Source organism: Allobosea sp. LjRoot237, from assembly GCF_964253285.1.
Lineage (GTDB): Bacteria > Pseudomonadota > Alphaproteobacteria > Rhizobiales > Beijerinckiaceae > Allobosea.
This window is the reverse complement of record NZ_CAXUQP020000001.1, coordinates 4,702,312-4,726,415: the sequence shown is the minus strand read 5'-3', so window position 1 is coordinate 4,726,415 and position 24,104 is coordinate 4,702,312. Positions and strand designations below refer to the sequence as shown.

General features: G+C 66.9%; 26 protein-coding genes. 17 read left to right on the top strand and 9 right to left on the bottom strand.

The features are described from left to right. Positions 1-5 precede the first annotated feature (5 nt). Complete coding sequence (locus ACSQ24_RS23090) at positions 6-1,118, top strand: DUF2218 domain-containing protein (RefSeq protein ID WP_436096946.1); 1,113 nt, start codon at positions 6-8, stop codon at positions 1,116-1,118. Between the two features lie 30 nt (positions 1,119-1,148). Here ACSQ24_RS23090 and ACSQ24_RS23085 read toward each other — a convergent pair whose 3' ends face one another. The 5 genes from ACSQ24_RS23085 to ACSQ24_RS23065 all read right to left on the bottom strand — a co-directional run bounded on the left by ACSQ24_RS23085 (position 1,149) and on the right by ACSQ24_RS23065 (position 5,408). Then, on the bottom strand, positions 1,149-1,484 hold the full coding sequence (locus ACSQ24_RS23085) for a hypothetical protein (protein WP_436096945.1): 336 nt from the start codon (positions 1,482-1,484) through the stop codon (positions 1,149-1,151). Next, positions 1,484-2,368 (bottom strand): DUF6772 family protein, encoded by an 885-nt coding sequence (locus tag ACSQ24_RS23080; protein ID WP_436096944.1) that lies wholly within the window; start codon positions 2,366-2,368, stop codon positions 1,484-1,486. The genes ACSQ24_RS23085 and ACSQ24_RS23080 overlap by 1 nt, the downstream gene beginning before the upstream one ends. 5 nt (positions 2,369-2,373) lie before the next feature. Next, on the bottom strand, positions 2,374-3,201 hold the full coding sequence (locus ACSQ24_RS23075; RefSeq protein ID WP_436096943.1) for a carbohydrate ABC transporter permease: 828 nt from the start codon (positions 3,199-3,201) through the stop codon (positions 2,374-2,376). Beyond that, positions 3,194-4,069 carry a carbohydrate ABC transporter permease gene (locus tag ACSQ24_RS23070; RefSeq protein ID WP_436096942.1) on the bottom strand — a complete coding sequence of 292 codons (876 nt, stop codon included), beginning with the start codon at positions 4,067-4,069 and terminating at the stop codon, positions 3,194-3,196. The genes ACSQ24_RS23075 and ACSQ24_RS23070 overlap by 8 nt, the downstream gene beginning before the upstream one ends. A gap of 214 nt (positions 4,070-4,283) precedes the next feature. Beyond that, on the bottom strand, positions 4,284-5,408 hold the full coding sequence (locus tag ACSQ24_RS23065) for a mandelate racemase/muconate lactonizing enzyme family protein (RefSeq protein WP_436096941.1): 1,125 nt from the start codon (positions 5,406-5,408) through the stop codon (positions 4,284-4,286). A gap of 96 nt (positions 5,409-5,504) precedes the next feature. On the opposite strand from ACSQ24_RS23065, the gene ACSQ24_RS23060 reads away from it, so the two are divergent. From ACSQ24_RS23060 to ACSQ24_RS23045, 4 genes are read left to right on the top strand one after another with little or no spacing between them, the layout of a single operon-like run. Further along, entirely contained in the window at positions 5,505-6,296 is a 792-nt protein-coding gene (locus ACSQ24_RS23060) for a FadR/GntR family transcriptional regulator (RefSeq protein WP_436096940.1), read from the top strand. Continuing rightward, a complete protein-coding gene (locus tag ACSQ24_RS23055; protein WP_436096939.1) occupies positions 6,268-7,569 on the top strand; it encodes an ABC transporter substrate-binding protein in 1,302 nt (433 codons plus the stop codon). Before ACSQ24_RS23060 ends, ACSQ24_RS23055 begins: the two co-directional genes overlap by 29 nt. Before the next feature lie 54 nt (positions 7,570-7,623). Continuing rightward, complete coding sequence (locus ACSQ24_RS23050; RefSeq protein WP_436096938.1) at positions 7,624-8,913, top strand: ABC transporter substrate-binding protein; 1,290 nt, start codon at positions 7,624-7,626, stop codon at positions 8,911-8,913. Beyond that, entirely contained in the window at positions 8,913-9,665 is a 753-nt protein-coding gene (locus ACSQ24_RS23045) for an SDR family NAD(P)-dependent oxidoreductase (RefSeq protein WP_436096937.1), read from the top strand. Before ACSQ24_RS23050 ends, ACSQ24_RS23045 begins: the two co-directional genes overlap by 1 nt. Before the next feature lie 7 nt (positions 9,666-9,672). Here the strand turns inward: ACSQ24_RS23045 and ACSQ24_RS23040 are convergent, their stop codons facing one another. Beyond that, positions 9,673-11,064, bottom strand: a complete 1,392-nt coding sequence (locus tag ACSQ24_RS23040) for an ATP-binding protein (protein WP_436096936.1) — start codon at positions 11,062-11,064, stop codon at positions 9,673-9,675. Continuing rightward, positions 11,061-11,825, bottom strand: coding sequence for a response regulator (locus ACSQ24_RS23035; RefSeq protein WP_436096935.1), 765 nt, complete (start codon positions 11,823-11,825; stop codon positions 11,061-11,063). Before ACSQ24_RS23035 ends, ACSQ24_RS23040 begins: the two co-directional genes overlap by 4 nt. 178 nt (positions 11,826-12,003) lie before the next feature. Between ACSQ24_RS23035 and ACSQ24_RS23030 the strand changes: the two genes are divergently transcribed. From ACSQ24_RS23030 to ACSQ24_RS23010, 5 genes are read left to right on the top strand one after another with little or no spacing between them, the layout of a single operon-like run. Beyond that, the gene (locus ACSQ24_RS23030; protein WP_436096934.1) at positions 12,004-12,219 is read left to right on the top strand and encodes a hypothetical protein; all 216 of its coding nucleotides are present in this window, start codon (positions 12,004-12,006) and stop codon (positions 12,217-12,219) included. Next, entirely contained in the window at positions 12,219-13,703 is a 1,485-nt protein-coding gene (locus ACSQ24_RS23025; protein ID WP_436096933.1) for a TolC family protein, read from the top strand. The genes ACSQ24_RS23030 and ACSQ24_RS23025 overlap by 1 nt, the downstream gene beginning before the upstream one ends. A gap of 21 nt (positions 13,704-13,724) precedes the next feature. After that, the gene (locus ACSQ24_RS23020; RefSeq protein ID WP_436096932.1) at positions 13,725-15,161 is read left to right on the top strand and encodes a multicopper oxidase family protein; all 1,437 of its coding nucleotides are present in this window, start codon (positions 13,725-13,727) and stop codon (positions 15,159-15,161) included. 29 nt (positions 15,162-15,190) lie between these two features. After that, positions 15,191-15,673 carry a cupredoxin domain-containing protein gene (locus ACSQ24_RS23015; RefSeq protein ID WP_436096931.1) on the top strand — a complete coding sequence of 161 codons (483 nt, stop codon included), beginning with the start codon at positions 15,191-15,193 and terminating at the stop codon, positions 15,671-15,673. A gap of 20 nt (positions 15,674-15,693) precedes the next feature. Continuing rightward, entirely contained in the window at positions 15,694-15,972 is a 279-nt protein-coding gene (locus ACSQ24_RS23010) for a copper-binding protein (RefSeq protein ID WP_436096930.1), read from the top strand. Positions 15,973-15,994: 22 nt separating this feature from the next. Here the strand turns inward: ACSQ24_RS23010 and ACSQ24_RS23005 are convergent, their stop codons facing one another. After that, on the bottom strand, positions 15,995-16,900 hold the full coding sequence (locus ACSQ24_RS23005) for a LysR substrate-binding domain-containing protein (RefSeq protein ID WP_436096929.1): 906 nt from the start codon (positions 16,898-16,900) through the stop codon (positions 15,995-15,997). 157 nt (positions 16,901-17,057) lie between these two features. Between ACSQ24_RS23005 and ACSQ24_RS23000 the strand changes: the two genes are divergently transcribed. Genes ACSQ24_RS23000 through ACSQ24_RS22970 form a run of 7 tightly spaced genes read left to right on the top strand, consistent with a single transcriptional unit; the run spans position 17,058 to position 23,622 of the window. Continuing rightward, on the top strand, positions 17,058-17,636 hold the full coding sequence (locus ACSQ24_RS23000; protein WP_436096928.1) for a VOC family protein: 579 nt from the start codon (positions 17,058-17,060) through the stop codon (positions 17,634-17,636). Then, positions 17,633-18,076 carry a nuclear transport factor 2 family protein gene (locus tag ACSQ24_RS22995; RefSeq protein ID WP_436096927.1) on the top strand — a complete coding sequence of 148 codons (444 nt, stop codon included), beginning with the start codon at positions 17,633-17,635 and terminating at the stop codon, positions 18,074-18,076. Before ACSQ24_RS23000 ends, ACSQ24_RS22995 begins: the two co-directional genes overlap by 4 nt. Positions 18,077-18,134: 58 nt before the next feature. Next, entirely contained in the window at positions 18,135-19,019 is an 885-nt protein-coding gene (locus tag ACSQ24_RS22990) for a fumarylacetoacetate hydrolase family protein (protein ID WP_436096926.1), read from the top strand. Between the two features lie 31 nt (positions 19,020-19,050). Continuing rightward, positions 19,051-20,712: an FAD-dependent monooxygenase gene (locus ACSQ24_RS22985; protein ID WP_436096925.1), complete on the top strand. Its 1,662-nt coding sequence runs from the start codon at positions 19,051-19,053 to the stop codon at positions 20,710-20,712. Positions 20,713-20,741: 29 nt separating this feature from the next. Then, the gene (locus ACSQ24_RS22980; RefSeq protein WP_436096924.1) at positions 20,742-21,782 is read left to right on the top strand and encodes a TRAP transporter substrate-binding protein; all 1,041 of its coding nucleotides are present in this window, start codon (positions 20,742-20,744) and stop codon (positions 21,780-21,782) included. Continuing rightward, complete coding sequence (locus ACSQ24_RS22975; RefSeq protein ID WP_436096923.1) at positions 21,779-22,324, top strand: TRAP transporter small permease; 546 nt, start codon at positions 21,779-21,781, stop codon at positions 22,322-22,324. Before ACSQ24_RS22980 ends, ACSQ24_RS22975 begins: the two co-directional genes overlap by 4 nt. Next, positions 22,321-23,622 (top strand): TRAP transporter large permease, encoded by a 1,302-nt coding sequence (locus ACSQ24_RS22970; RefSeq protein ID WP_436096922.1) that lies wholly within the window; start codon positions 22,321-22,323, stop codon positions 23,620-23,622. Before ACSQ24_RS22975 ends, ACSQ24_RS22970 begins: the two co-directional genes overlap by 4 nt. Before the next feature lie 134 nt (positions 23,623-23,756). On the opposite strand, the gene ACSQ24_RS22965 is transcribed toward ACSQ24_RS22970, so the two are convergent. Next, positions 23,757-24,104 (bottom strand): Rid family hydrolase, encoded by a 348-nt coding sequence (locus tag ACSQ24_RS22965; RefSeq protein ID WP_436096921.1) that lies wholly within the window; start codon positions 24,102-24,104, stop codon positions 23,757-23,759.

Below are 24,104 nucleotides of genomic sequence, written 5' to 3'. Positions count from 1 at the left end.
CTCCCATGACCATGCTTCGCGCCGAAACGCGTATCGCCTTGCCCGATCCCGCTGCCGTGCTGCGGCTGCTTTGCGCGCACCTTCTTGAGCACGAGGCCGATGTCAGCGAGACAGATGGCGTGACGATGATCGGCCTCGGTGACAGCCGGGCCGAGCTGGTCGCGGTGCCCGGCGCATTGTCCGTCGTCGTCGAGGCGGTCGACCTTGCCGGCGTGCAGGGCCTGAAGCTCGTGATCGCGAGTCATGTCGTCGAGTTTGCGCCGGAAGGCGTCGCGCCGGCGATCCGCTGGAGCGGCGACGGCGCTGAACCGATGCTGCCGCCGGACTTCCGGGTGCTGACCGTGACCGGCGTCGAGCAGTTGACGCCGCATATGCGCCGCATCCGCTTCCGCGGCGACGACCTCGCCCGCTACGACTCGCTGGAGGCGCTGCATGTGCGCTTGTTCATCCCGCCGGCGGGCCTGGCCGAGCCGGTCTGGCCGATGATCGGGGCTGATGGCCTGCTGCAATCGCCGCCTCCGGAGCAGCGGCCGGCGATCCGCAAATACACGATTCGCGAGATCGACGTGGCGGCCGGCACGCTCGCCCTCGATTTCGTGCTGCATGACGATGCCGGCCCAGGCTCGGCCTTCGCGGCGAGCGTGCAGATCGGTGACCGCATCGGCATGGCTGGCCCGGGTGGGCGTGGCCTGAAGCAGGCAGAGCGCTACCTCTTCGTCGCCGACGAGACCGGCCTGCCGGCGCTCGCCCGCATGCTGGCGCACCTTCCGGCGCAGGCTCGCGGGCTGGCGCTGATCGAGATCGCCGACGTGAACGAGCGCCAGCCCCTGCCTTTGCCGGAAGGGTTCGATGTCCGCTGGCTCCATCGCGATGGCGCTGCGCCCGGCTCCACCACCCTGCTGACGGACGCCCTGGGCACGCTCGACTGGCCGCCGGGCGAGGGCAGTCTCTATCTCTGGGCTGCGGCCGAGCACACCGCCTTCCGCGATATCCGTGCTGTGGCGCGCCGGCATCTGCGCCCCGGCGTCGACGAGCATCTCGTCGTCAGCTATTGGCGCGCCGGCCTCGCCGAGGAGCAGCATATGGCGGAGAAGAAGCAGGCCGCAAAGGCTGCTTGAGCGCGTCTGGCGACAAGGTCGACGGTGGCTTCAAGCTTTCAGATGTAGCGTCACCAGCACAGTGATCTCGGCGCCTTCTGGCAGCGTCGCGGCGACGCGCACGAAATTGCCGAAATGGGCGAGGCGTTGGAAGGTCACCGCGTTCTTGGCGGCCGGCAGCGCGAATTCCGAACCTTCATGGCACCAGTGCATGCCGTCGGCGGAGATTTCGATGCGCGCCTTCGGCAGCGATCCTTTCGGCTGCTTCAGGGCGCGAACGAAGACGATGGCTTCCTTGGCCCAGCCGGCCTCGTAGGGCTCGGTCGCGCTCGTCCCGGTCCAGCTCTCGTTGCGGGCGACGACGGCGGTCAGGTTCTCGGGCAGCATCAGAACTCTCCCGACAGGCAGACGGAATCGAGATAGGCGAAGGCGCGCTTGTCGGTGTCGGTCTCGGCGAAGAAGGCGAGGTTGAGCATGCACCAGAGGTTCTTCATCGCGGGGATGCGGATGCAGTCGAAGCCCTCCATGGCGAAGACGCGGTCATTGACCTGGAAACGCGTGGCCTGCATCGAGGCGAGGTCGAAATCGAAGCGCAGATAGTGCCAGTTAACCTTGGTTGGGATCTCGTTGTAGCAGAGCCGCTGCTCGCCGCCGGCTAAGTCCTCCCAGTCATCGGGCGCGAGGTGATAATGCGTGATCGTCTTGCCGGCATTGCCGATCGGCTTGATCGGCGTCGTCTTGCGCTTGAACTGCCATTTTTGCAGGTGCTTGCCGTCCTGCGCGTTGAGGAAGCGCAAATGCGGCATCACCCGGTCGCCCGGCCCTGAGGTATCGCCGATCTGGAGATCGTAGAGGAAGCCGAAGGAACGGATATCGGTCTCCGAGAGCTGCAGATCGGTCGCCTCGGGCTTGAAGGTGAAATAGGCCTCGAGCCGGATCGGCCCCGGCTTGCGGAAGGTCAGGCGCTTGATCGCGACGTTCTGGGCGCCCTTCTTCGGCCGCGTCGCGATCTTCAGCGCATAGGAGCCGTCGACGCCGCCATGCGAGCCGAAATCCCAGTTCGGCAAGGTCGAGAGCATGGCATGGCTGTGCTGGGCATAGCCCGGCAGCATGGCGTCGAGGCTGTCCTCGTAATTGCCGACGAGTTGGGTCCAGCCGCACATGCCCCGGTCGAAATCGTCGAGGCAGATGATGCGGGGCAGCGGGTCGAAGCGGCTTAGCTGCGGGTCGGCCTCGCGGATGGCGCGGCGCAGGGCATCGATGTCGGTCATGGCGATTACCCTTTCACCGCGCCGGCGGTCAGGCCCGCGACGAGGTGCTTCTGCATGAGGATGACGAAGGCAAGCACCGGCACGAGTTGCACGGTCGAGGCGGCGAAGAGCACGCCCCATTCGACGCCTTCGACGGCGCCGATCATCTCGGAGATCACCAGCGGCGCGGTCTTCGCCTTGGTCGTCGTGAAGATGAAGGCGAAGAGGAACTCGTTCCAGGCGTAGACGATGACGAAGACCGAGACCGCCAGCATGCCCTGCGCCGCCATCGGCAGGATGACGCGCATGATGATCTGGAATTGCGAGGCGCCGTCCATCATCGCGGCCTCATCGAGCTCGCGCGGGATCTGGTCGATGAAGGTGCGCATCACCACCGTCCCGAGCGAGACGAAGAAGGTGGCGTAGAGCACGATCAGGACGAAATGCGTGTCGTTGAGGCCGAGCCAGTTCACCACCGGAAAGAGCGGCAGCGTGATCACGATCGGCGGGACCAGCCGGATGAAGATCAGGAAGAAGGCCGAGGCCTGCAGCCCCTTCGAGGCGAAGCGCGAATAGGCGAAGCCTGCGAGCAGCGAGACACCGACGGCGAGCACGGTCGCGCCGACCGTGACCAGGAAGCTGTTCCACAGGCCGAAGAAGAAATCGCCCCAGCGGCTCCAGAGCGCCTCGTAGTTCGCCAGCGTGGGCGTGAACGAGAAGGTGCTGGAGGTCGAGAAGATGTCGCGATCGGCCTTGAAGGACGACATCGCGATCAGGCCGATCGGAACGAGCGACCAGGCGACGATGGCCGCGACGCCGACGAGCTTGAGGAGGGAGCGCAGGAGCTTAGGCATGCTTGCCGAACATCTCCCTGTAGAGCCCACGCAGGTAGAACAGCGCGAGCAGGAGCGAGGCGAGCACCAGGAGCCAGCCTGTGGCGGCGGCTGGGCCGAAGGCGTTGTAGCGGAAGGCCTCGAGATAGAGATAGACCGCCATCACCTCGGTCGAGCGCGCCGGACCGCCGCCGGTCATCAGCCAGACCTCGGAGAACAGGCGGAAGGCGAAGATGTAGCGGAACAGCGCCGCGATCAGCAGCGCGGGCATCAGCAGCGGCAGCGTGATCCGGCGAAACGAGGTCCAGGGCGAGGCGCCGTCGATCGCAGCTGCCTCGTAGAGATCGCTGGGGATCGAGAGCCGGGCCGCATAGAGGATGATGAAGCTGAAAGGCAAATGCAGCCAGATCGAGAGCAGGCTGACCATGGCGAGCCCGTGGCTCGGGTTCACCGCCCATTCGATCGGCGGCAGGCCGAGCGTCATCAGGAGCCGGCTCATCATCCCGACATCAGGCTCGAACAGAAAGCGCCACATCACCACCGCCGAGACCTCGCTGACGGCGTAAGGCGCGAGCACAATCGCGAGCAGGAGCGGCCGGAACGGCACCCCCGAGGCGAAGAACAGCGCCATGCCGAGGCCGAGCAGCAATTCGACATGCACCACCACGGCGACGACGATCACCGTGTTGAGGAGCGCCTTCCAGAAATAGGCATCGCCCAACACCTTGGCGTAGTTGGCGAAGCCGACGAAGCTCGCCGCCTGGCCGAAGGAGGACTGGTTGAGGCTCAGCCAGAACACATAGATCGCCGGCAGGAAAATGATGCCGCCGATCATCAATTGGACCGGCGTGACCAGCGCGATGGCGGACAGGGGCGTGCGGGTGGTCATGGGCGCACTCGCGATTCAATCGCAACCCACACCCCTAGTTCAAACCGCGCCGTCATCCCGGGCAAGCGAAGCGCAGACCCGGGATCCATCGTAGAGTTCGGCGCCCTTCGATGGATCCCGGATCGGCGCCGCTTCGCGGCTTGTCCGGGATGACGGGGAGGTTCGGACGCTACCTTCTGTAGCAAAGAGCGTGAAAGCCGTTTCATTCTCAGCCTCATGCGATCCTGAAGCGCGCGAGCGCGTCGCGATCGATCTCGATGCCGAGCCCCGGCCCCTGCGGCACGGAAAGCTTGCCGTCGACAAGCTGCGATCCCTCGCCGACGATCGGGTGGGTGAAGGCGTCGCGCAGCGGGTTCTGGTAGACCATGCACTCGAAGGTGCGGAAGGTCTCGGCCGCGGCGGCGAGCTGCAGACTGGCGGCGACGCAGATCGCGCCCGACCAGCCGACATGCGGGGCATAGGCCGTGTTGAAGGCGGCGGCGAGCTCGGCGATGCGCCAGGTCTCGCTGATGCCGCCCGAGCGCGTCACATCCGGCTGGATCAGCCCGAGCGAGCGGTCCTGCAGCGAGATCAGCGCGTCCGAGGCGACGAAGTCGCTCTCGCCCGCAGCGAGCCTGATCGGCAGATGCTGGGCGAGACGGCGATAGCCCTCGCGATCCTGCGGCGCGATCGGCTCCTCGAAGAAGCCGTAGCCGAGATCGGCCAGCGCCCGGCCGACGATCAGCGCATCGTCGACGTCATAGGCCCAGTTGGCATCGACATAGAGGGCAATGTCGTCGCCGGCGAGCTTGCGGACGAGTTTCGCGCGAGCGATCGCATCCCGGAGCGGATGGCCGAGCTTGACCTTGATCTCGCGGAAGCCGGCCTGCAGCACGGCGGCGACCTCGGCCTCGACCGTCGCATCGTCGAGCCAGTTGATCGAGGAGGCATAGGCAGCGAGCTCGGTGCGGCCCATGCCGCCGAGCAGCTTGTGGATCGGCTGGCCGGCCTGCTTCCCGGCAATGTCCCAGAGCGCGATGTCGACCGCCGCGATCACCTCGACGATCTGGCCGCCGGGGCGTCCGGACAGGGCGGCGCGCATCGACTTCCACAGCGCGCGCCGATCGGCTGCATCACGGCCGAGCAGGCGCGGCACCAGCGCCTCCTCGATGAAGCGGGCATAGCCGGCGGCGCCGCGGCGGCAGAGGCCCTCGCCGAAGCCGACGACACCGTCCTGCGTCTCGACCTCGACCACGACGATCTCGATCGCCGGATAGTCGCCCTGCGACGTCCGCTGGACCTTGGGCAGCGTCGCCCGCAAGGGATGTGCGACGACCTTTGAGATGCGGCTGGCCGACATGAAGCGGCGTCCTCTTGAGTGCTTAACTTATCTGATAGGTTGAACAGTTGCCAAGCTAAGCGGCATCTGTCAATGATCATCGAACGGAGGTGATCGATGAGCGATGCCGCTTCATCCCTGCTGGGTGGCGACGACCCATTCGCCGGCGGCGACGTTGTGCCGATGCGGCTGGGCGACGCCGTGATCCAGCGCATCACCCAGGCGATCCAGGACGGCAGATTGAAACCCGGCGACGCCTTGCCCTCGGAAGCGCGGATCGCCGCCTCCTTCGGAGTCAGCAAGCCGATCGCCCGCGAGGCCATCCGCCAGCTGGCGGCGATGGGCGTCGTGCATATCCAGCAGGGCAAGCCGACCCGCATTCAGGCGCTCGACGCCGCGCCGCTCGACCGCTTCTATCGTTTCGCCGTTCGCGGCCGTGCCAACGGCCTGACCGAGGCGGTCGAGCTGCGCCGCATCCTCGAGCCGCCGATCGCGGCCCACAGTGCTGCGCGTCGCTCTGCCGAGGATGTCGAGAAGCTCGCGCTGATTCTCGCCCGCATGGAGGATGCGCTCGGCCATGTGCCGCGCTGGATCGAGGCCGATCTCGATTTCCACGAGGCCATCGCTGCCTCCTCGGGCAATCGTCTGCTCGACTTCCAGATCAGAGGCCTCCGGCCGGTGATCCGCGAGGTGATGGAGATCTTCAATTCGCGCGAGAAGCGCACCAGGGACGACTGGCGCCGCACTTTCGAGCGGCATGTGCGCGTCGTCGAGGCGATCCGTGCCGGCGACCCGGCCGCGGCCTTCGCCGCCATGAACAAGCATTTCGAAGCGGCAGAAGCCGCCATCGCGGAACTCGCGAACCATCGGGAGGACAGGCATGAGCACGGAGACAGGACTGAACCGTAGGCAGTTCGGCGCTGGTATTCTCGGGCTGAGCTTCGCGACGCTGGGCGCAGGCGCGGCCCGTGCGCAGCAAGGCGGGCCGTTCAACGTCTTCACCCATCGCGTCATGCAGACGGTTGCGACCGGCGCACAGGGCGGCGACATCACCAAGGACTGGGCTAAGGCGAACGGCGTCGCCGTCCAGTGGACGACCTTCGACACCGGCCCGCTGCAGGAGCGGCTCTTCCGCGAGGCGAGCCTCGGCGAGACCTCGGTCGATGTCGGCTTTGTCCTCAATACCCAGGTCGTGCCGCGCGCCGCGAACCTGTTCGAGCCGCTCGACGACTATCTCAAGCGCGATCCGATCGAGGATCTCGCCGACATCTTCCCGGGATTGATGAAAGGCATGAATGTCGGCGGCAAGCAGCTTGCCGTGCCGTTCCGCCACGCCTCCTCTGGCCTGCACTACAATGAGGAGATCCTGGCCGAGAAGGGCTTCTCCAAGCCGCCGGCGACGATCGAGGAGATGATCGAGATCGCCAAGGCCTGCAGCTATCGCCGCTCCGACGGCACGCAGGTCGTCGGGCTGTGCACGCCGGGCGTGACTTATCCGAACGTGATCGATCTCGCTCGCGCCTGGGACGGTGAGTTCATCACGCCCGACTTCAAATGCGCCGCCGATCAGCCGCCGATGCTGACCGCGATCAGGACCTTGCGCGAGCTCTTCCAGGCGGGCGCCTTCCCGCGCAATTTCGCGACGCTCTCGCCCGAGGACGTCAATGTCTGGATGCAGCAGGGCCGGGCTGCGATGAGCCTGCAGAGCATGGGCCGCAACCGCATCTACAACGATCCGCAGAAGTCGAAATTCTCCGGCAAGATCAAGACGATCGCCGTGCCGGCCTCGAAGACGCTGGCGGGCAAGTACGATGCCGCCCCGGCCAAGGTCGAGTTCTGGGGCATGGTCATCCCGAAAAACGCCAAGCGCAAGGACCTCGCCTGGAGCTTCATCAAGGCGATGGCCTCGAAGGAGGCGACGCTGAAGGCTGCGCTCAACGGCAACGGGCCAGTGCGCGCCTCGACCTATGCCGACCAGAGCTTCGCCGGGACCGTGCCCTATGCGGTCGAGGAGCTGAAGGTGCTGAAGGTGGCGCGCGTGCCGCTGCCGGCCTTCGACGAGGCCGCCCGCGCCGGCGACCTCTTCAAGGAGGAGGCCGAGGCCGCGGTGCTCGGCATGAAGACGCCCGAGGAGGCGATGGCCTCGCTGGTCAAGCGCGTGCAGCCGCTGCTGCCCGCCTGAGGCCCACGCGACAAGGCGCGACGACAGCGCCCGACGAGCTTATGGAGGAAGTTCATGTCACAATCGATCTCGCGCCGCCGGTTCGGTGCTCTCGCCGGCGCGGCTGCGCTCGCAACGGCCTTGCCCGGCCGGGTCTTCGCGCAGGCGAAGACGCTGACCGCGCTCGGCCATCGTGTCCACCAGACCGCAGCCACGACCGGGCCGGGCGGCGATGCGACCGAAGCCTTCCGCAAGGCGAGTGGGGCGAACCTGAACTGGGTCACCTTCGGCGACGTCAACGCCGTGCATGAGCGGCTATTGCGCGAGGCCTCGCTCGCCGAGACCTCGCTCGATGTCGCCTATCTGGTCAACGGCCGCGCCGTGCCGCGCAATCTCAAGCTGTTCGAACCGCTCGACGCGCTCCAGAAGGAGGCACCGATCGAGGCCTTCGACGATTTCGCACCGGGGCTGATCGCACCGCTGAAGGTCGACGGCGCGCTGCACGGCGTCCCGGTTCGGCATGCGACCAACGCGCTGATCTACAACGAGGCGCTGCTGGAGGAACGCGGCGTCAGCAAGCTGCCGGCGACCTTCGAGGAGCTGATTGAAGCCGCGCGCAAGTTGACCTTCAAGCGCGAGGACGGAACCCAGGTCCACGGCCTTGCCTTCACGGCGGTCTTCGCCTCGAACTTCCTGACGGTCTCGCGTTGCCTCGGCGGCGACTACATGACCGCCGACGGCAAGCTGACCGCCAACGAGCCGGCGATGGTCAAGGCGCTGACCATCCTGGCCGATCTCTACAAGGCCGGCGTGCTGCCGCGGAACTTCGCCACGGTGAACAATGAAGAGATCACCACCTGGATGCAGCAGGGCAGGGCGGCGATGACGATCAATCCGTTCGCCCGGCTGGTCTCCTACAATGATCCGGCCAAGGGCAAATATGGCGGGCGCTTCAAGTCGCTGCTGCCGCCGATGGCGGCCGATCTCGCCGGCAAGATGGCGTTCGCTCCGACGGTCGAATTCTGGTCGCTGATGATCCCGAAGAACGCCAAGCAGAAGCCGCTCGCCTGGGAATTCATCCGCGCGCTGTCCTCGAAGGCCGGCACGACGGCGATGGCGCTGAACGGCAACGGGCCGACCCGCATCTCGACCTATGCCGACGACAAGCTCAAGGCGGCGATGCCCTACGCGGCCGACGAGGCGGCTGCGCTGAAGGCCTCGCGCATCCATCTGCCGGCCTTCGACGAGCAGGCGCGCGCCCACGACATCTTCATCGAGGAAACGCAGGCCGCCGTGCTCGGCCGCAAGCCGCCGCAGCAGGCGATGGACGATGCCGTCGCTCGCGTGAAGCCGCTGCTCGGCTGATGGCGGGCCAACTTTCGGGCCGCGTCGCCCTCGTCACTGGCGCGGCACGCGGGATCGGGCTTGCGATCGCGACGCGGCTCGCCGAGGCCGGCGCGCATGCGATCATCCATGACAGGGATGAAGCAGCCGCCCACGCGGCAGCGATCGATCTGCAAGCACGAAACCTCGCGGCATCGCCCTTGATCGGTGATCTCGCCGAGGCCGCGGCCCCGTCCGTCATGGCGGCGGAGCTGAAGGCGAACGGCACCGAACCCGACATCCTCGTGCTCTGCGCTTCGGTCGAAACCCTCGAGGCCTGGGGTGCGGTCTCCGAAGCCGCGATGGCGGCCCAGACGCAGATCAATCTTCACGCCACGGTGCGGCTGCTGCAGGCCTTCCTGCCGGGCATGCTGGCCCGCGGCTTCGGCCGGGTCATCGCGATTGGCAGCGTCCAGGAGGCGCGCCCCAATCCGACGCATTTCTATTACGCCGCCACCAAGGCCGCGCAGACCAACATGATCCTCAATCTGGCGCGGACCCTGCGTGCCCCGGATGTCACCTGCAACATCATCCAGCCCGGCGCGATTCTGACGGACCGCAACCGCAATGTGCTGGCTCAGCCAGGGCGAGAGGAACAGGTGCTGGCACGCATTCCGCTCGGCAGGCTCGGCCGGGCCGATGACTGTGCCGGGCTGGCGCTGCTGCTCTGCTCGCCCGAGGGCTCCTACATCAATGGCGCCGAGATCGCCGTCGATGGCGGGATGCGGCTCTGAATTGCGTTCAAGCTGAAGAAGCTTCGCCGCGCCCTGATGCGGAAAGCTTCGGCAGGGAGAGTGTCACCCGTAGGCCACCTTCGGCCCGGTTCTCCAGCGCGATCGAACCATCATGCGAACGGGCGATGGCCAGCGCGATCGTCAGGCCGAGGCCCGAGCCGCCGGTCTGGCGGCCGCGCGATTCCTCGAGCCGCACGAACGGCTGGAACACCCGCTCCCTATCGGCCTCCGCGATGCCGGGCCCCTCATCCTCGACGATGACGGCGAAGCTGTCGCCGGCATCGGCGATGGTGACGTTGGCCGCGGTTCCATATTTCACGGCATTGCCGATGATGTTCGAGGCGGCGCGCTTCAGGGAGAGAACCCCGCTTCGGACGGGGGCCGAGCTCAGCCCGATCAGCGAGACGCGGTGGCCCTGGTCGACATGCTCGTCGACGATCGTCTCGATCACCGAAGCGAGATCGACCGGGCGTAGCGGCTCGCTGGAGGTTCCGCCGCGCAGATAATCCAGGGTCGAGTCGATCATCGCCTCCATCTCGCTGAGATCGGCGTCGATCAAGGTTCGGGTTGCGTCGTCGTCCAGGAATTCGGAGCGGAGCCGGAGGCGCGTGATCGGGGTGCGCAGATCGTGCGAGACTGCGGCCATGGCTTGCGTCCGTTCGGCGACGAGATGCCGGATGCGCTCTCGCATCGTGTTGAAGGCCCGCGCGGCGCGGCGCACCTCGACCGGGCCGTTCTCGGGAAGCGGCTGCGGCGTCTGGTCGAGGCTGAAGCGCTCGGCCGCCACAGCGAGATCGCGCAACGGCCGGGTCGCCCAGCGTAGTAGCAGGAGCGCGACGACGACGATGGCGACGGCGAAGCAGATCATGATCGCGGTCAGGCCCCAGTCGAGCTGCTGCGAGGCGCCGAGTGCGGAGGAGGAGAAGTTGACCCAGGAGCCGTCATCGAGCCGGACCGAGACCAGCATCATATGCCGGTAGGCATTGGCCTCGCCGGCGCCGAGCGCCCCGTCATCGGCGAAGCCGACCCGGAAGGATTCCGCCGCCAGTTCCGGAGCGAGCTCCTTGAGCCGTTGCTCCATCGCCCGGGTCCGCTCGGTCATCGGAGCGGTGCCGAGCACCAGGCTGATCTTGCTCCAGTGCACTTCGATGCTGGCGCTCGACAAATCATGCGCGACGCGGTCGCGTTCCGGCGCCTGCGGCAGGCTCGCGATCGCCCGCTTGATCGAGACGATGCGCTCGGCGAGGCCTCGGTCCTGGCCCGCCGTTGCGAGGTTCTCGACGCCGACGCGATAGGCCCAGTAGCCGAGCAGGTGGAAGGCGAGCAGCGCCGCGACCAGGATCAGGATGGCGCGGCTGGCGACGGTATCGGGCCAGAGCCGCTTGGCCAGGTTCGTCAAGCGGGCTGTCCTTGCTGATGGTTGACCTGTGAGGCGAACAGGTAGCCGGCGCCGCGGATCGTCTTGATCAACTGACCGCCACGAGCGTCGGCTTCGAGCTTGCGGCGCAGGCGGCTGATCTGGACATCGATCGTGCGGTCGAACGGGTTGTCGTTCACTCGCGTCTTGGCGAACTGCATCAGCGCTTCCCGCGACAGCACCCGATTGGCATGCTCGACGAAGGCGACCAGCAGGTCGAATTCGCCGGTCGAGAGGTCGATCAGGGTGCCGGATGGCGATAGCAGTTCGCGCCGTCGCAAATCCATGCGCCAGCCGTCGAAGGTCACGATCGCGCTCGCCTGCGTGACGGCCGCGCCGCGTCCAGCCCGCGCCCGGCGCAGCACCGCGCGGATCCGAGCCAGCAATTCGCGTGGGCTGAACGGCTTGGCGACGTAGTCGTCCGCTCCGCCTTCGAGGCCGCTGATGCGCTCGCTCTCCTCGGTCCGGGCGGTCAGCATCACGATCGGCACCTGCGAGGTCGCGCGCACGTCGCGGCAGAGCTCGACGCCGGAGCGCCCGGGCAGCATCAGGTCGAGGACGATCAGGTCGATGGCGCTGTGCGCCAGCGCCGCCATCATGGCGCGTCCGTCCGGCGCGCCGGTGACCTGGTAGCCATGCCGCTGCAGGAAGCGCGCGACGAGCAGCCTGATCTGCGGATCGTCGTCGACCACCAGGATATGGCCATGGTCGTCGATGGCCGTTACGGCGGGAGCCGGGTCCATCTCTGGCTGTGGTTCGGTCGGAATGTCCGTGCTCCCGCGAGCGGGCTCCTGCGATCTGGTCAGAAGAACATAGCGCGCTCGCGGCCCGGCTGCCCGCGCCGCTTTGAAACAATTTGTAACGGACGCCCGCGAAAGGCCGCTGCTACCCCTGTCGCATCGAAATAGGGGATGCCGAATCGTGACGTTCGTGAAGGTGCCGTTGCTGACGGCGGTCGGTCTGGCGCTGGGCGCCTGCTCCGCCACGGTCCCAGACCATCTGGCCCGGCCGGCCGATCCGAACGCCCGCGTTCCCACCGTCGCCTATCGCAGCGTGACGGCCGGCGCCGCCAGCTTCCGCCCGGCCGAGCCCAAGGACTGGCGCGAGCTCAACCGCCAGGTCGGGCCGAAATCATGATGTTGCCCTCCTATCCGACCGCTCTGCGCCTTCCGAATGGCCACCGCCTGCTGCGCTGGAGCTTGCTCGCCGGGACGACGATACTGCTCGGCGGCTGCGCCGGTTTCTCCGCCGATGGCGGCATGGCGCCGATCCAGGCCGCGACTTACGCCGAGATCGGCAAGGACGTCGTCAAGATCGGCGACGACAAGGTCGCGCTGACCGCGAAGACGCGGGTCGACCAGCTCCTGCGCAAGCCGCTGACGGCGGACAGCGCGGTTCAAGTTGCGCTGCTCAACAATCGCGGCCTGCAGGCCGCCTTCAACGAGCTCGGCATTGCCGAAGCGCAGATGGTCGCAGCCAGCCTGCCGCCCAATCCGCGCTTCGGCATCTCCAAGCTCTCCGGCCGCTTCGAGGTCGAGATCGAGCGCCAGATCGTCGGCAGCCTGCTCGCGCTGATCACCTTGCCGGCCAGGGCCGAGATTGCCGGCGACCGCTTCAAGACCGCACAGTTGCGGGCGGTCGAGGCGGTGCTGCAGCTCGCGGCCGACGCGCGCCGTCAATATTACCGTTCGGTCGCCGCCAATGCGCAGGTCGCCTTCTACCAGGAGGCCAAGAACTCCGCCGACGCGGCCTCCGAACTGTTCAAGCGGCTTGGCGAATCCGGCGGCGTCAACAAGATCGACCAGGCGCGCGAATTCGCCTTCGAGGCCGAATTGACGGTGCAACTCGCCCAGGCGCGCCAGCAGCAGCGCCAGGAGCGCGAGCGGCTAGTCCGCCAGCTTGGGCTCTGGGGCGACGGTCTCAAATTCAGGCTACCGGGCACCTTGCCGCCGCTGCCGCGGCTGCAATCTGTCAAGGCGATCGAGGCCGAGGCTCTGCGCAAGCGCGTCGATATCCAGATCGCTCGCGCCGAGCTCGACGCGCTGGCGAAGTCACTTGGCCTCGCCAATGCGACGCGCTTCGTCAACGACATCGACCTGCTCGGGCGCCGCACCTATGACCGCGGCCGCAGCATCGGCGCAGACGGGCATGTCGAGCGCGAGGCCAGCCGCAGCCGCACGCTGGAGCTGGAGATCGACATTCCGATCTATGATTTCGGCCAGTCCAAGGTCGCGCTCGCCGAGCAGACCTATATGCAGGCCGCCAACAGGCTGGCGGAGAAGGCGGTCAATGCCCGCTCCGAGGCGCGCGAGGCCTATACCGCCTACCGCGCCAATTACGACATCACCCGGCAGTACCAGAACAACGTCCTGCCGCTGCGCAAGATCATCCAGGAGCAGTCGCTGCTGCACTACAGCGGCATGCTCAACGACGTGACCGATCTCATCACCGATGCCCGCAACCGCATTCTCTCGAATGTCGCGGCGATCAATGCTCGCCGCGATTTCTGGCTCGCCCATACCGACTTCAAGCATGCGCTGATCGGTGGCGGCAGCGGAGGCGGAGGCGCGGCCACCGTCGCGGCTGCGGGCGGCGGCGATGCCGGCGGCGGCGGGCACTGAGCGGGCGGAAGGAGCGGAACAATGACCACGCTATCGCGCAGAGGCTTCATCGGCTCGTCCGGGCTCGTCTTGGCCGGAGCAACCGCAGTGTCGGGACGCACAGCCTTCGCCGCTGTGCCGGAGGCACCCACCATGGCCGAGGCGACGACGCAGGCGCCTCTGGTTCCGACGACAGGGCCGGATTACCAGCCGGTCGCGACCTTGAACGGCTGGTCGCTGCCCTGGCGCATGAACGGCGACTGGAAGGAGTTCCACCTCGTCGCCGAGCCGGTGGTGCGCGAATTCGCCCCCGGCATGAAAGGCTATCTCTGGGGCTATAATGGTCAGTCACCCGGCCCGACCATCGAGGCGGTCGAGGGCGACAAGGTCCGGATCTACGTCACCAACAAGCTGCCGGAGAGCACGGCGGTGCATTGGCACGGCCAGCGCCTGCCCAATGGCATGGACGGGGTCGGCGGATTGACTCAGCCGCATATCCCGCCGGGCAAGACCTTCGTCTACGAATTCCAGCTCCGGCGCTCGGGCACCTACATGTACCACCCGCATTCGGACGAGATGGTCCAGATGGCGATGGGCATGATGGGCTTCTTCGTCGTCCATCCGAAGGACCCGGCCTTCCGCCGCGTCGACCGCGATTTCGTCTTCCTGCTCAACGCCTTCGATATCGAGCCCGGCTCCTATGTGCCGCGGGTGGCCGAGATGACCGAGTTCAACATGTGGTGCTGGAACAGCCGCGTGTTCCCGGGCATCGACCCGCTCGTCGTGGGCAGGAACGACAAGGTCAGGATCCGCTTCGGCAACCTGACCATGACCAACCACCCGATCCACATGCATGGCTACGAGTTCAAGGTCTCGTGCACCGACGGCGGCTGGGTCGATCCGGCGGCGGCCTGGGACGAGGTCTCGATCGACTGCGCCGTCGGCCAGATGCGTGCCTTCGACTTCGTTGCGGACGAGCCGGGCGACTGGGCGATCCACTGCCACAAATCGCATCACACCATGAATGCGATGGGGCATTCGGTGAAGAACTATATCGGCGTGAACAAGAAGGACCTGGCCAAGCGCATCGCGAAAATCGCGCCGGGCTACATGCCGATGGGCTCGAACGGCATGGGCGAGATGGGCTCGATGGAGATGCCGCTGCCCGACAACACCCTGCCGATGATGACCGGCTTCGCCCAGTTCGGCCCGGTCGAGATGGGCGGCATGTTCTCGGTGGTCAAGGTCCGCGAGGGCCTGGCGAAGAACGACTACAAGGATCCCGGCTGGTTCAAGCACCCGGAAGGCACCGTCGCCTTCGAATACAAGGGCCAGAAGCTCGCCGAGGCGCCGCGAGGGGCTTCGCCGGACAGTGGCGTCGAGCCGACCGAATGGCGGGTCAAGGACCCGCGCAAGCCGAGCCTCGGGCCGGATGGCAAGCCGCGCCCGGCGACCAAGAAGTCGCATTCCAACCACTGAAGACGTTGACCTTCCAGCTGGAGAACTTCATGACGACAGCAGCATTCAAGCTCGCCGCAATCGCGGTCCTTTTCTCTGCCGGCGCCGCTCTGGCGGGCCCCGGTGGAGCCGGCCACGGCCATGGTGGCGAGACCGCCTATGGCAAGCCCGGCGACCCGAAGAAGCCGGCCCGCATCGTGCAGGTCGCGATGGCCGAGCGCGACGGCAAGATGTCCTTCATCCCCGACCGGATCGAGGTGCGCCGCGGCGAGCAGGTCCGCTTCCAGCTGCGCAATAATGGCGAGCTCGACCATGAACTCGTCCTGGCGACGCTCGAGGAGAACCTCAAGCACGCCGTCGAGATGCAGAAGAACCCCGACATGGAGCACGACGATCCGAACGCCAAGCGCCTCGCACCGAAGAAGACCGGCGAGATCGTCTGGGCCTTCACCAAGGTGGGCGAGTTCGACTTCTCCTGCCTGATCCCCGGTCACCGCGAAGCCGGCATGACCGGCAAGATCATCGTCAAGTAAGCCTCACGAAAGGAGCACCTATGCTCAGGACGGCAGCCACAATTGCACTTCTCCTCCTCGCTCTGCCGGCCGCGGCGCAGTCGGCCAGCGGCACGGTCACCAAGGTCGACGAGCCCCAGGGCAAGCTCACCATCAATCACGGCCCGATCAAGAACCTCGATATGGACGCCATGACCATGGTGTTCCGCGCCGGTGAGCCGGCCATGCTCAAGGGGCTGAAGGCGGGTACCAAGATCAAGTTCGACGCCGATCGCGTCAACGGCCAGATCACCGTCACCAAGCTCCAGAAGGCGAAGTGATCGATATTGTCTCAGTCCGGAATTATGCCTTGGCAGCCAACCGAGACGTGGCCCGGCGCATGAGATCGAGCAGGTGCAGGGCGGCGGGGGTCAAGGGCAGGTCGGCACGCTGGATCAGGACCAGCGGCGGCGCCGTCAGCTCTTCCCCGACCTTGATCGTGGTGAGGGCCTTCCCGGTCATCTCGAAGTGCTCCCATTGGGCCGGGACCATTGCCAGGAGGTCGCTGTTGGCGAGGCAGGTCAGCAAGGTCAGCGCCGACTGGCTGCGCACGGCCAGGCGCGGCGGCGGCAGGCCGTGGCGGGCGAAGAAGGCGTTGATCTCGTCGCTGGCATCGGCAGTGATCGATGTCGTGACCCAGTCCTGGCCGACGAGCTCGCGCAGCGAGGTCGCCGCAGCCAGCGGATGGCCGGCGCGGCAAAGCACTATGCGGCGATTATGGAACAGCACCTCCCGGCTCAGTTGCGGGACCGGCTGGGCGCCGCCATCGGGGCCGATGTAGAAGTCGACCGTGCCGTCGCGCAGGCGTTCTTCGAGCGTGGGGTAGAAGCCCTCGATGATATGCAGCCTGATATCGGGATAGCGCGCGCGGAACGGCCGCAAGCTCGGCGGCAGCAAGGCGAGATGCGCAGCGATCGACAGCCCGACCGTGACCGTGCCGGTGCCGGCGCCTCTTAGCTGCTCGACCTCTTCGCGTGTCCGCCTGATCTCGGTCAGGATCGACCTGGCGCGGGCGACGAAGGCCTCGCCCAGCGGCGTCGCGACCACGCCGCGGGCGCGGCGTTCGAACAGCGGTGCGCCGAGCTCGCGCTCCAACAGGGCGAGGCTACGCGTCAGGGCCGGCTGGGCGATCTGGAGATGCCGGGCCGCGGCCCGCATGCTGCCGCGTTCGGCGATCGCCACCACCTCCTCGAAATGATGCAGCTTCATCGCGCCAGTCCCGCAAGTCGGTCTAGCGATACCGGTTTGTTATCGCTCCTGCAATTTTGATATCTGTTCAGGTATCTATGCCGGCGTTAGCCATTCCTCACGAACAAAGCAGCGGCCGCCCCGGAGAGCCGGGAGACGGCCCTTTCGGGAGGAAGGCATGGAGATCATCAAGCCCGCATTCCATCACGTTACCTTCAAGACGAGCCGGCTCGCAGAGATGGTGGCGTGGTACGGCACGGTCGTCGGCGCCAGGCCGAACTTCCAGGACGCCAACAATGCCTGGACCACCAATGACGAGGCCAATCACCGCGTCGCCTTCCTCTCGGCGCCCGGGCTCGGCGACGATCCCGACAAGCGCAGCCATAACGGCATGCACCACAGTGCCTTCGAATATGAGAGCTTCACCGACCTGATGGCGTCCTATGCCCGCCTGCGCGACGAGGGCATCCAGCCGGCCTTCAGTCTCGACCACGGCATGACGATCTCGATCTACTACCGGGATCCCGAGGGCAATTTCGTCGAGCTCCAGTCCGACACCTATGGCGATTGGAAGCGGTCGAGCGAATGGATGCGCTCCTCGCCGGATTTCGCGGAGAACCCGATCGGCACCTTCTTCGATCCGGAACGGGTCTACCAGGATCACAAGGCGGGCAAGAGCTTCGACGACCTGCACGTCGCGATGCGCCGGGGCGACTACCAGCCTGCCGGCACGCCCGATCTCGGATTGCCGGCGTGACCGGCGCCGCGCAGATCGCGATTTCGGGGCTCGACCCGCGGGATCGCGCCGCGATCGAGCAGCTGATTCAGCGCCATGCCTGGCTGATCGATCATGGCAAGGCGGATCGGATCGGCGAGCTCTTCGCCGAGGATGCGGTGCTCTATGGCATCGGCCCCGACAAGATCGGCCGTGCCGCGATCGCCGAATGGGGCAGGCAGCGCGCCGCTTTGACCGAGCGCCGCTCGCGCCATCTCCAGAGCAACATCCTGATCGAGCCGCTCTCGCCGGAGACGGCTCGGGGCTGGGTCGCGCTGACGCTCTACCGCCATGACGGGCCGGGCGAAGGCCTGGCCATGCCGCTGCTGATCGCCGAATACGCCGACCATTACCGCAAGGCGCCGGACGGCGCCTGGCTCTTCGCCGAGCGGCGCCTCTCGGTGCTGTTCGGCGCCGCCTGACGACCCACGACAATCGCCTCGCTGCAGTGGCTGGAGGCGTCCGAAGAGGAGGAAGTCCATGCGTCTCGCCACCATCCTGAGGGGCGGCAAGCCCACTCTCGCCGCCTATCGCGGCACCGATCTGATTGACCTCGCCAAGGCCGGCTCAGGCCTGCCCGAGACCATGATCGCCTTCATTGAAGGTGGCACGGAGGCTCGCAGTGCCGTCGCCCGGGCGATCGACGCTGCACCGGCTGCTGCTGTGCTCGCCCCCGAAGCCGTGACCTTCCTGCCGGTCGTGCCGCGCCCCGGCAAGATCATCTGCGTCGGGCTGAACTATGCCGACCATTCGGCCGAGAGCGGCTTCAAGCAGCCGGACTATCCGACGCTGTTCGGGCGCTTCGCCACCAGCCTGATTGGTCACAAGGCGCCACTGATCCGCCCCAGCCTTTCCGACCAACTCGACTATGAAGGCGAGATCGCGGCCGTGATCGGCCAGCGCGCTAAGCATGTCCCCAAGGCGAGTGCGCTCGACCATGTCGCCGGCTACGCCGTCTTCAACGAGGGCTCGGTCCGCGACTACCAGTTCAAGGCGCCGCAATGGACCGTCGGCAAGAACTTCGACGGCACCGGCGCCTTCGGCCCGGCGCTGGTCACATCAGATGAGCTGCCGCCCGGCGCCCGCGGCCTCAGGATCGCGACCAGGCTCAATGGCGAGACCGTGCAGAGCGCCAGCACCGACGACATGGTCTTCGACGTCGCGACCTTGGTCTCGATCATCAGCGAGGCGATCACGCTGGAGCCCGGCGACGTCATCGTCACCGGCACGCCGGCGGGTGTCGGTGTGGCGCGCAAGCCGCAGCTCTTCATGAAGCCCGGCGATGTCTGCGAGGTCGAGGTCGAGGGCATCGGCCTCCTCGTCAACCCGGTCGCGCAGGAAGTGGCTAGGCGAGCCGCGGCGTGAAGATGAAGATGACGATGGCGGAGCGAGCATCGTGAGCAAGAGCGGCAACGACATCGACGTCCTGATCGCCGGCGCCGGGCCGGTCGGCCTCGCGGCCGCGATCGAGCTCGGCCAGCGCGGCGTCCGCTGCCTGGTGGTCGAGCGTAACGACCGCGTCGGCTATTCGCCGCGCGCCAAGACGACCAATGTCCGCACCCGCGAGCATTTGCGGCGCTGGGGCATTGCCGACAAGCTGCGCGAAGCCTCGCCGATCCCGCCGGACTATCCCTCCAACGTCGTCTTCGCGACGCGCATGAACGGCCCCGAGCTCGCCCGCTTCGCCAATGCGCTGAACGGTAGCCGCGCCCGCAACGACCTTTATTCGGAAGAGGCGCAATGGGTGCCGCAATATGTGCTGGAGGAGGTGCTGCGCCAGCACGCCTCCTCGCTGCCGGGCGTCACCGTCGCCTTCAACACTGAGCTGGCCTCCTTCGCCGATGACGGCCGCGGCGTCGTCTCGCAATTGAAGGATGTCGCGAGCGGCGCGGTGCGCGAGGTCGCCAGCGCCTACCTGATCGGCGCCGACGGCGCCCGCAGCGCAGTGCGCCAGGCCATCGGCGCGAAGATGCAGGGCGAGGGCGCCTTCTCGAAGAACTACAACATCATCTTCCGCGCGCCCGCGCTCGCCACCCGCCATGGCCATGGTCCGGCGATCATGTACTGGATGGTCAATGAGGAGGTGCCGTCGCTGCTCGGACCGATGGACAGCGAGGGTCTCTGGTTCTTCATGGCGACCAAGCTGCCCAACGACGTCGACCCGGCGAGCGTCGATCCGGTCGAGCTGATCCGCGCCGGCACCGGGCTCGCCGATCTCGAGATCGAGATCGTCGGCCTCGACCCCTGGGTGGCGCATCGCCTCGTCGCCGATCGCTACGAGAAGGGCCGTGTCTTCCTCGCTGGCGACGCCTGCCACCTGCATCCGCCCTTTGGCGGCTTCGGCATGAACATGGGCATTGGCGACGCCGTCGACCTCGGCTGGAAGCTGGCTGCCGTGCTGCAGGGCTGGGGTGGGCCGGAATTGCTCGCGAGCTACGCGTCCGAACGGCGGAAAGTGCATGAACGCACCATCGCCGAAGCGGTGATCAACTACGGCGCCGTCGGCAACCAGCTCGTCCGCCCGGGGCTCGAGCAGCCCGGCCCGCTCGGCGAGGCGACGCGGCGCGAGGTCGGCGAGATCATCGAGGCGACCAAGCTGCGCGAGTTCCGCACGCTCGGCATCGTGCTCGGCTCGCGCTATGAGGATTCGCCGATCATCGTCCCGGATGGCAGCGAGCCGCCGGTCGAGCACTTCATGCTCTATGTACCCTCGGCCCATCCCGGCTGCCTCGCACCGCATCTCTGGCTCGCCGACGGCTCGTCGCTCTACGATCATTTCGGGCTGGGCTTCACTTTGCTCGCGACATCCGGCGACGGCGCCGACGCTGCGCCGCTGACCGCCGCCGCCGCCCGACTCGGCCTGCCGCTGAAGCTGCTGTTGCCGGGCGATCAGCGCCTGCCGGCTCGCTATGGCGCGCGCCTCGCGCTGATCCGGCCGGACCAGCATGTCGCCTGGCGCGGCGACGCGCTTCCGGCCGATTGCGAGGCTTTGCTGGCCCAGGTGACGGGCGGGACGACGAAGGCAGCCACTGCACGGGTCCCAGCTACGGCGGCTTAACAATCAAAACAACAAACCGGGAGGAAGACATGAAACGGGGAATCATCGGTGCCTTGATCGGCGCCGCATTCGCGGTCTCGCTGGCGAGCCTCGGCGCCGCCGCGCAGACGGTCGAGCTCAAGGTCTCGCACTACCTGCCGCCCAACCACCAGATGCACAAGAACCTGGAAGCCTGGGGCGAAGAATTGTCGAAGCGCTCCGATGGCCGGCTCAAGCTCGCCATCTTCCCGGCGGCGCAGATGGGACCTATGCCGCGGCAATACGACCTCGCCCGCACCGGCGTCGCCGACATCGCCTTCTTCCTGCATGGCGCGCTGCCGGGCCGCTTCCCGCTGACCGAGATCTCGCATCTGCCCTATGCCTTCAACCGCGGCGAGGGCGCCGCCGCCAAGGCGCTCTCGACGGCCGAGGCCTCCGGCATCCTGACCGAGCTCTCCGGCAAGCTCGCCGCCGAGCACGAGGGCACCAAGCCGCTCTACTTCATCGCGACGCCGACGCTCAGCCTGTTCTTCAACAGGCCGGCGGTGAGGAGCCCTGCCGGCATGCGCGGCCTGCGCATGCGCCATAACGGCCCGATCGCCTCTGCGATTCTCGAAGCCTGGGGCGCGACGCCGGCTGCCGTGCCGCCGGCGGAACTGTCCGACTCGCTCGCCAAGGGCACGATCGCCGGCATGTTCTTCAACTACGAGGCGGCGAAGTCCTTCCAGATGGCCGAGAGCGTCAAGTCGGTGACGCAGCTCGATGCGGCCGCCGGCACCTTCGCGCTGGTGATGAACGCGGAAAAGTACAAATCCCTGCCTGACGACCTGCGCAAGCTGATCGACGAGACCACCGGCCCTGCGGCCGCCCGCAAGGTCGGCGCGATCTACGATGAGGCCGAGGATGACGGGAGAAAGTACCTGCGCGCCGCGAATGTCGAGATCCTCGAGCTGACGGGGCCGGAGCGCGCTGCCTTCGAGGAGTTGGCGAAGCCGATCACCGCTAGCTTCATCGCCAGGGCTGAGGCCAAGGGCGCCAAGGCGAAGCAGTTCTATGACGAGCTGCGCGCTGCCGTCGGTTCCGCGAAATGAGCTTCGGGAAGCCCCGCCGTTTCGACCCCGTACGCCTCCTGACCATCGCCGGTGCGCTTGCGCTCGCGGTGATGCTGCTCTGGACGATGGTCGACATCGGCGCCCGGATCGCCTTCAACAAGCCGCTGCACGGAACGCTCGACCTCGTCGAAGTCACGCTCGTGCTCGTCGCTTTCCTGGCCCTGCCGGAATGCTTCCGCCGCGACGAGCAGATCAAGGTCGATCTCTTCGACACGATGGTTCGCCCACGGACACTGGCGCTGATGCGGCTCGCCGGCGAGATCGCGACGCTCGCCTTCCTCGCCTTGCTGGCGGTGACGTTGATCCAGCCGCTCGCCGACGCCTATCGCTTCGGCGACCAGAAGCCTGACCTGCCGGTACCGGTCTTCCTGCTGCTGCTGGCGATCGAGCTCGCGCTGGTCGTCTCGGTCTTCGTCGTGCTCGGCCGCGCGATCGGGCAAATACGCGCCTTCGCGCGCGCGACCGACGCTGTCGCCTCTCCCCCCGCGGCGCTGCCCGGCAACAACGGGGCAGCGTCATGAGCGCGACCTCCATCGGCCTGATCGGCATGGCGACGCTCGTCGGCATGATCATGGCGCGCATTCCCGTCGCCGTGGCGCTCGGCCTCACCGGCTTCGTCGGCTATGCCGCGATCGACGGCTTCGCCAAAGCGCGCCTCGTCTTCGGTGCGGTGCCGCTCGAGCTCTCCTCGGCCTATACGCTCTCGGTGCTGCCGCTGTTCACGCTGATGGGCGCGCTGGCGACCATGGCCGGCCTGTCCGGCGACCTGTTCCGGGCGAGCAACGCCGTCTTCGCCGGCATGCGCGGCTCGCTCGCCATGGCAGCGGTCGGCGCCTCCGCCGCCTTCGGCGCGGTCTGTGGTTCATCGCTGGCGACCGCCGCGACGATGAGCCGGATCTCGATCCCGCAGATGCTGAAGGCCGGCTATTCGCCGGCGCTCGCCGCCGGCGTGGTCGCCGCTGGCGGTACGCTCGGTATCCTGATCCCGCCTTCGTTGATCCTGATGATCTACGGTATCATCGCCCAGCTCTCGATCATCAAGCTCTTCGCCGCCGCCCTGATCCCCGGCCTCGTGCTGACGGCGCTCTACCTGCTGACGGTCTGGATCTGGGTGCGCCTGCGGCCGCAGGCGGCGCCGAAGCTGCCGAGCGAGAGCAAGGCGCAGGCGCTGCGCCTCGTCCTCAACATCTGGGATGTGGCGGCGCTCTTCCTCGTTACCTTCGGTGGCATCTATCTTGGCTGGTTCAGCCCGACCGAGGCCGCCGCCGTCGGCGCCTTCGGCGCGCTGCTGCTCGGTCTGCTGCGCAGGGGCTTCGCCCGCGGCGACGTCGCGACCGCCTTCACCGAGACGACGCGGATCACCGCCAATCTCGTGCTGATCGTGCTGGGGTCGACGATCTTCTCCTATTTCGTCGTGCAGACCGGCATGGCACAATCGGTGGTCAAGGGGATCACGGCGCTCGGCTTGTCGCCGCTTGCCGTGATGCTGTTGCTGATCGCCTTCTACGTCTTCCTCGGCTGCTTCCTCGAAGGCATCGGCATGGTGCTGGTGACGGTGCCTGTGCTGCTGCCGCTGGTGTTGTCGACCGGCTATGATCCGATCTGGTTCGGCGTGCTGCTCGTCATCGTCGTCGAGATCGGGTTGATCCATCCGCCCGTCGGCATGAACCTCTTCGTGATCCGGACCCAGGCGCCTGAGATCAGCCTGGGCGAGATGTATCGCGGCGTGCTGCCTTTCCTGGTCGCGCCGTTCGTGCTGATCGCCATGCTGCTGGCCTGGCCGGATCTGGCACTGTGGTTGCCCCGGTCGCTGAATTAGCGCGCCTGAGATCAGCAACAACCCAGGAAACTGTGGCGCCTTCCCCAAGAACGGAAGCTGGTTCTTAGCCAGGACGCAGAGGTTTGCGTGTCATTCGAATGCGACGACGAGCAATTCGGCGCCACATACCGACGTCACGTTCTTGCTGCAGTCGTGACCACCTCGATCAAGGCACCTCCGCCGAGATCGGCGACACCGACTGTCGCCCGCGTCGGCATGTCGTCGCCGAAGAAGCCGGTCCAGGCGGCATCCATGTCCTTCTTCTGCGAGAGATCGGTGACGAAGATCTGCGCAGCCACGATCGCCTTGCGGTCGAGCCCGACCTCGCCGAGATAACCCTCGATCTTGGCCAGGATGCTCTGGGTCTGCGGGCCCATCGACTGGGTCGTGTCGTCGGCGATGACGCCGCCGACGAAGACGAGGCTGCCGGTCTCGACGATGCGGTTCTGGATCGGCGTGCGGATGGAACGCTTGATGGTCAT